This is a genomic window from Methylibium sp. (genome assembly GCF_013817365.1).
Lineage (GTDB): Bacteria > Pseudomonadota > Gammaproteobacteria > Burkholderiales > Burkholderiaceae_C > Methylibium.
In genome coordinates this window covers 1-3,768 of the sequence record NZ_JACDCU010000408.1, presented here as the reverse complement: position 1 = coordinate 3,768, position 3,768 = coordinate 1, and the positions used below count along the sequence as shown (strand labels likewise).

7 protein-coding genes are annotated in these 3,768 nt (G+C 69.3%); all 7 read right to left on the bottom strand.

The genetic code is table 11. The features are described from left to right. Positions 1–151: 151 nt before the first annotated feature. The 7 genes from H0W38_RS18680 to H0W38_RS18650 are packed head-to-tail and all read right to left on the bottom strand — an operon-like array spanning position 152 to position 3,674. On the bottom strand, positions 152–598 hold the full coding sequence (locus H0W38_RS18680; protein WP_292456942.1) for a hypothetical protein: 447 nt from the start codon (positions 596–598) through the stop codon (positions 152–154). Between the two features lie 7 nt (positions 599–605). After that, a complete protein-coding gene (locus tag H0W38_RS18675) occupies positions 606–2,060 on the bottom strand; it encodes a hypothetical protein (RefSeq protein WP_292456940.1) in 1,455 nt (484 codons plus the stop codon). A 4-nt stretch (positions 2,061–2,064) separates the two neighbouring features. Beyond that, complete coding sequence (locus H0W38_RS18670) at positions 2,065–2,481, bottom strand: hypothetical protein (RefSeq protein WP_292456938.1); 417 nt, start codon at positions 2,479–2,481, stop codon at positions 2,065–2,067. A gap of 4 nt (positions 2,482–2,485) precedes the next feature. Then, entirely contained in the window at positions 2,486–2,611 is a 126-nt protein-coding gene (locus H0W38_RS18665) for a hypothetical protein (RefSeq protein ID WP_292456935.1), read from the bottom strand. Further along, positions 2,608–3,162, bottom strand: coding sequence for a hypothetical protein (locus H0W38_RS18660; protein ID WP_292456932.1), 555 nt, complete (start codon positions 3,160–3,162; stop codon positions 2,608–2,610). The genes H0W38_RS18665 and H0W38_RS18660 overlap by 4 nt, the downstream gene beginning before the upstream one ends. Then, the gene (locus H0W38_RS18655; protein ID WP_292456930.1) at positions 3,159–3,488 is read right to left on the bottom strand and encodes a hypothetical protein; all 330 of its coding nucleotides are present in this window, start codon (positions 3,486–3,488) and stop codon (positions 3,159–3,161) included. Before H0W38_RS18655 ends, H0W38_RS18660 begins: the two co-directional genes overlap by 4 nt. A gap of 3 nt (positions 3,489–3,491) precedes the next feature. Further along, the gene (locus H0W38_RS18650) at positions 3,492–3,674 is read right to left on the bottom strand and encodes a hypothetical protein (RefSeq protein ID WP_292456928.1); all 183 of its coding nucleotides are present in this window, start codon (positions 3,672–3,674) and stop codon (positions 3,492–3,494) included. Between the last annotated feature and the right edge of the window lie 94 nt (positions 3,675–3,768).

Sequence of the window (3,768 nt, the reverse complement as noted above, 5' to 3'; positions counted from 1 at the left end):
CCCGTCGCCAGCGCGCCGCCCGTAGCCGAGCCGGCGGGAGCCGTGGCATTGACGGACGGCAGACTGCCCGTGCCCGTGGCGTTGCCGGCGGCGGCGCCCTGGTACGGGGTCGCCGCGCGATAGCCCACCGCTGCCCGGTAGTTGGTGGCCATCAGTCAGCCGATCCGTCGGTGACCTTGGCAACCATCGCGTTGAGCAGTTGCGCTGGCGTGCGTGCGGGCGTCGCGGGCAGGCCGGCGACGCGCGTCTTGAAGTCAGCGAGCGAGGTGCACGCGGCGGTCTGAACCTTGAATGCCTCGATCCACGCACGCAGCAGGTTGTTCTCGTCCAGCACGAGGAGCGCGACCGAGCGTAGCGCCTTCATTTCCGGGCGCGGGTCGTTCTGGATGAAGTGGCGGGCTTGCTCGCGCAGCCCGGCCTGTTCACCCGTGAAGTCGGCCGCCGCCTGAGCCGCGAGATCCGCCGCTGCCTGCGCGCGGTTGGCGCCGGTTTCCAGTTCGCGCGTGTGGCCGGCAGGAACAGGAAAGGTGGCGCCTTCCCACTCGAAGCGGGCGACGTACTTGGCCGAGGCAGTGTGCTTGTGCAGGTAGGTGGGCATGTGGTGCTCAGAAGTAGGTGATGACGCGGACTTCACCGCGACCGCCGGTTCCGCCCGAACCAGCCGCGAACGTGTTGCGGACCGCTCCACCTCCGCCGCCGCCGCCGCCAGGGATGCCGCCCGCGCCGCCGTCGCCGCTGGCGCTGTTGATCGACGACGCGCCGCCACCGCCGCCGTCGCCGCCTTGCGATGGGCGACCCGTTCCCGCGCCGCCGTTCTTGGAGCCGCTGGTTCCAGCCGCTCCACCAAGGCCGGACCCTGTGGAACTCTGACGAATCGTGAACCCACCGGCACCAGCGCCGCCGTTGGCCGCGCCATTACCGGCCGAGACTCCACCACCGCCGCCGCCCCCAGCGGGGCCACGATTGTTCGACGACGCTGCGCCGCCGTTGCCTGATGCGCCACCGGCGGCACCGGCGGTGGACTGGAACGATACCACAACGCCGTTAACCGCCGAGGGAGCGGAACCACCAGTGGCCGTGGTACCGCCACCGCCGCCGCCGCCGCCGACAGCGACCAAGAATGAGCCAAAGGAGCTTGCGCCGCCCGCCGTGCCCGAGCCGCCGTTGGTCGTGTCCGTACCGGCGTGCGTATGTCCCGCGCCGCCGGCGCCGATTGTTACAGTCTCGGTTGCTCCAAGGTCACTAGCTCTAAGCCAGGCCTGATTGCCGATGCCGGGATTGCCGCCGGCACCGCCGCCCGCCTGCACCCCCGATGCCTGGCGTGACCCGGTGCCGCCACCGCCGCCAGCGCCGACCACTTCGACATATACGGCTTTGGCGTCGGCCGGCTTGGTCCACGTGCCTGACGCGGTGAAAATCTGCACGTCCACACGCGCTGCAATGGGGTCGGCGCCGCCGGGGTCGTGCGACGTTGCATGCGCCGCTGGGGCGCCACCGCCGCTCTCTGCGACGTCCTCCCAGGCTGCGCCCGTCGACCGCTGGAGCTTCGCCAGGTCCGTGTCGAAGTAGAGATAGCCGGCGTTCCCCGCTGCCGCTGCGGGCTTCGCTGCGGTCGTGCCGCGTCCGTGGATCGTGGTCCACGGCAGCGCGTCAGTGTCTCCTGGAGCGTGCGTCGTCTGGTGCGCCGTTGGCGTACGCGCATCGGTCAGGCGCGCATCGTTGCCCAGGATCGTATTGGCAGCGCCCGTGCCGGTGTTGGTCACGGCAGCGGTGCCAAGCCCGAGCGTCGTGCGCGCAGCGGATGCATCGGCGTCATCGACCAGTGTGGCGCCGTAAGCCGAGATCCCATGCGCAGCGGTTGCCGCGATGTGCGTCGCATGCTTGTTGTCCAGCGACGTCGCCACCGCGCTGCTGTTGATGCCGACTTTTGCCTGCAACGCCTCAACGGCGTCGTTGATATTTGCGTGCTGTTCATCGTGCAACACGCCGGCCGTGTTGAGGTCGTCGCTCGACGTCGGATTCGTCAGCGCGTCGAGCCCGGTGGGGAATGACGTAGGCACAGCGTCAGTTCTGGACGGTCAACGCGCTGGTGATGTCGGTCGCGAACGTCCCGGCGGTCGATGTGACGTCAGCGCCGAAGTCGACCACGGCGACCAATTCATCCGCGCTGGATGCGCCGCCGCGTGCCTTGTAGATCGCCAGGTAGCGCGCGGTGATGGTTGCGGTCGCCCACGACGGCTCGGACGGCGTGACGGTGACGCGATCGTTGGCCGTATCGAGCGCGACCGTCAGCGTCACGGCGGCGCCGCCAGCGGTGTAGCCGGTGCCGCTGACTTCGTTGGTGAGGTCGCTGCGCTTGGCGTGGTCCTTGTTCGGGGTGTAGGTGCTGGTCAGCAACATACCATTGAAGGAGTCCGTATCGCAGTCGACCGAGCCGACGAAGCAGTCGCGGACAAACGACGTGTAGAGCGTGGATGCCATGGCGTCAGCCGAACGCGATCGCGACGAGGATGCCCATGGCCGCGCCGGCGAGGAAGGTCGCGGTGTAGTTCATCCAGGTGATCAGGTTGCGGCGCGCGTGCGCCTTGAGGTCGTCGTCGAGATTGCTCATGTCGTTCCCTTGGTGGTCCACGGTTGTTCGAGTTTGGCGGCTTTGATCGACGCCTCGCGCTCGGCGTCCCAGGCGGCGTCGGCCTCGGTCTGCTTGCGTGCGGCCTTGCGCGATTGCAGCAGCGCGGCGATGCCGGCGCCTGCGGTCGCGATGCCGGCGACGGCTTCCGGCAATCCGAAGCCAATCCCGCCGGTTCCCGCCGCCATCGCTGCGCGCACGGCGGTCGTGACGACGGCGGCAATCGCCTGCGTGTCGACGCCGGTGGTGGTCGTCTCGCTGGTCTCGCTGACTTCCTCGCCGGCCTTGGAGAACGGCACGCCGCCCTGGTCGCCCTGCTCCGACCAGCGGCGCACGGTGCGACCTTCGCGCTCGGTCTTGGCGCAGCCGGTGAGCAGCATCACGCACGCCAGGAGCGCCAGGCACAGCAGCGTGCCGAGCACGTACCAGCCGCCGCCGGCGTTGGCCTGGTGCTCGTCGTACTGCTCGCCGGTGAAGTGGCGATGGATGCGGCGCAGCTCGTCGCGGACCTGCGCGTCGGTCTTGCGGCTCATGTATCGTCCCTCAGCCACCGATGCATGCCGGACGGGGATTCCTCGATCGCCTCGCAGAAGCGGCGGAAGGCGACGACGTTCGCCGCCAGCGCCTCGGTGCTCTTGTTCAGCGTGTCCTGATAGAGGTCCGCGATGCGGTCCTCCAGTTTCTCGACCTTGATGGTCAGCTCGCGCCGTTCGCCGTCGCAATGCGCCTGCCGTTCGGACGCGCGCGACTCGGCGCGGATCTCGGCTTCGCTCAGGCGCGTTACGACCCACCGCATGCCGCAGAGCAGCACGACGAGCACGGCCCCCCACGGCCCGAAGGTGGCAAGCGCCTGTTCCACGGATCAGCCCTCGGGCGCCGGGGCAGGCGGCTCCTGCTCGGCCTTGGCGCGATCGTCGAGCAGCTTCTCGACGCGAGCGATGGAGCCGGCGACGGCGATCAGGTCCGCAGCCGGCAGCGCGCCGACCGCACGGCGTGCGGCAGCGAGCAGGTTGGCGATGTCGGAGGCTTGGAGGGGTTCGGTCATGGGGGTCACCAGTAGGGGATGTAGCGGTCTGTGCCGTTAGGCGGTCGTGCTGTCGGTGATGAGGCCTTTAGCGGCAAGCTCGGTCAGCAGGGCA

Coding starts and splice junctions, on each gene's coding strand:
- H0W38_RS18680 (WP_292456942.1), bottom strand. CDS start 598: ATGCCCACCTACCTGCACAAGCACACTGCCTCGGCCAAGTACGTCGCC.
- H0W38_RS18670 (WP_292456938.1), bottom strand. CDS start 2,481: ATGGCATCCACGCTCTACACGTCGTTTGTCCGCGACTGCTTCGTCGGC.
- H0W38_RS18665 (WP_292456935.1), bottom strand. CDS start 2,611: ATGAGCAATCTCGACGACGACCTCAAGGCGCACGCGCGCCGCAACCTG.
- H0W38_RS18660 (WP_292456932.1), bottom strand. CDS start 3,162: ATGAGCCGCAAGACCGACGCGCAGGTCCGCGACGAGCTGCGCCGCATC.
- H0W38_RS18650 (WP_292456928.1), bottom strand. CDS start 3,674: ATGACCGAACCCCTCCAAGCCTCCGACATCGCCAACCTGCTCGCTGCC.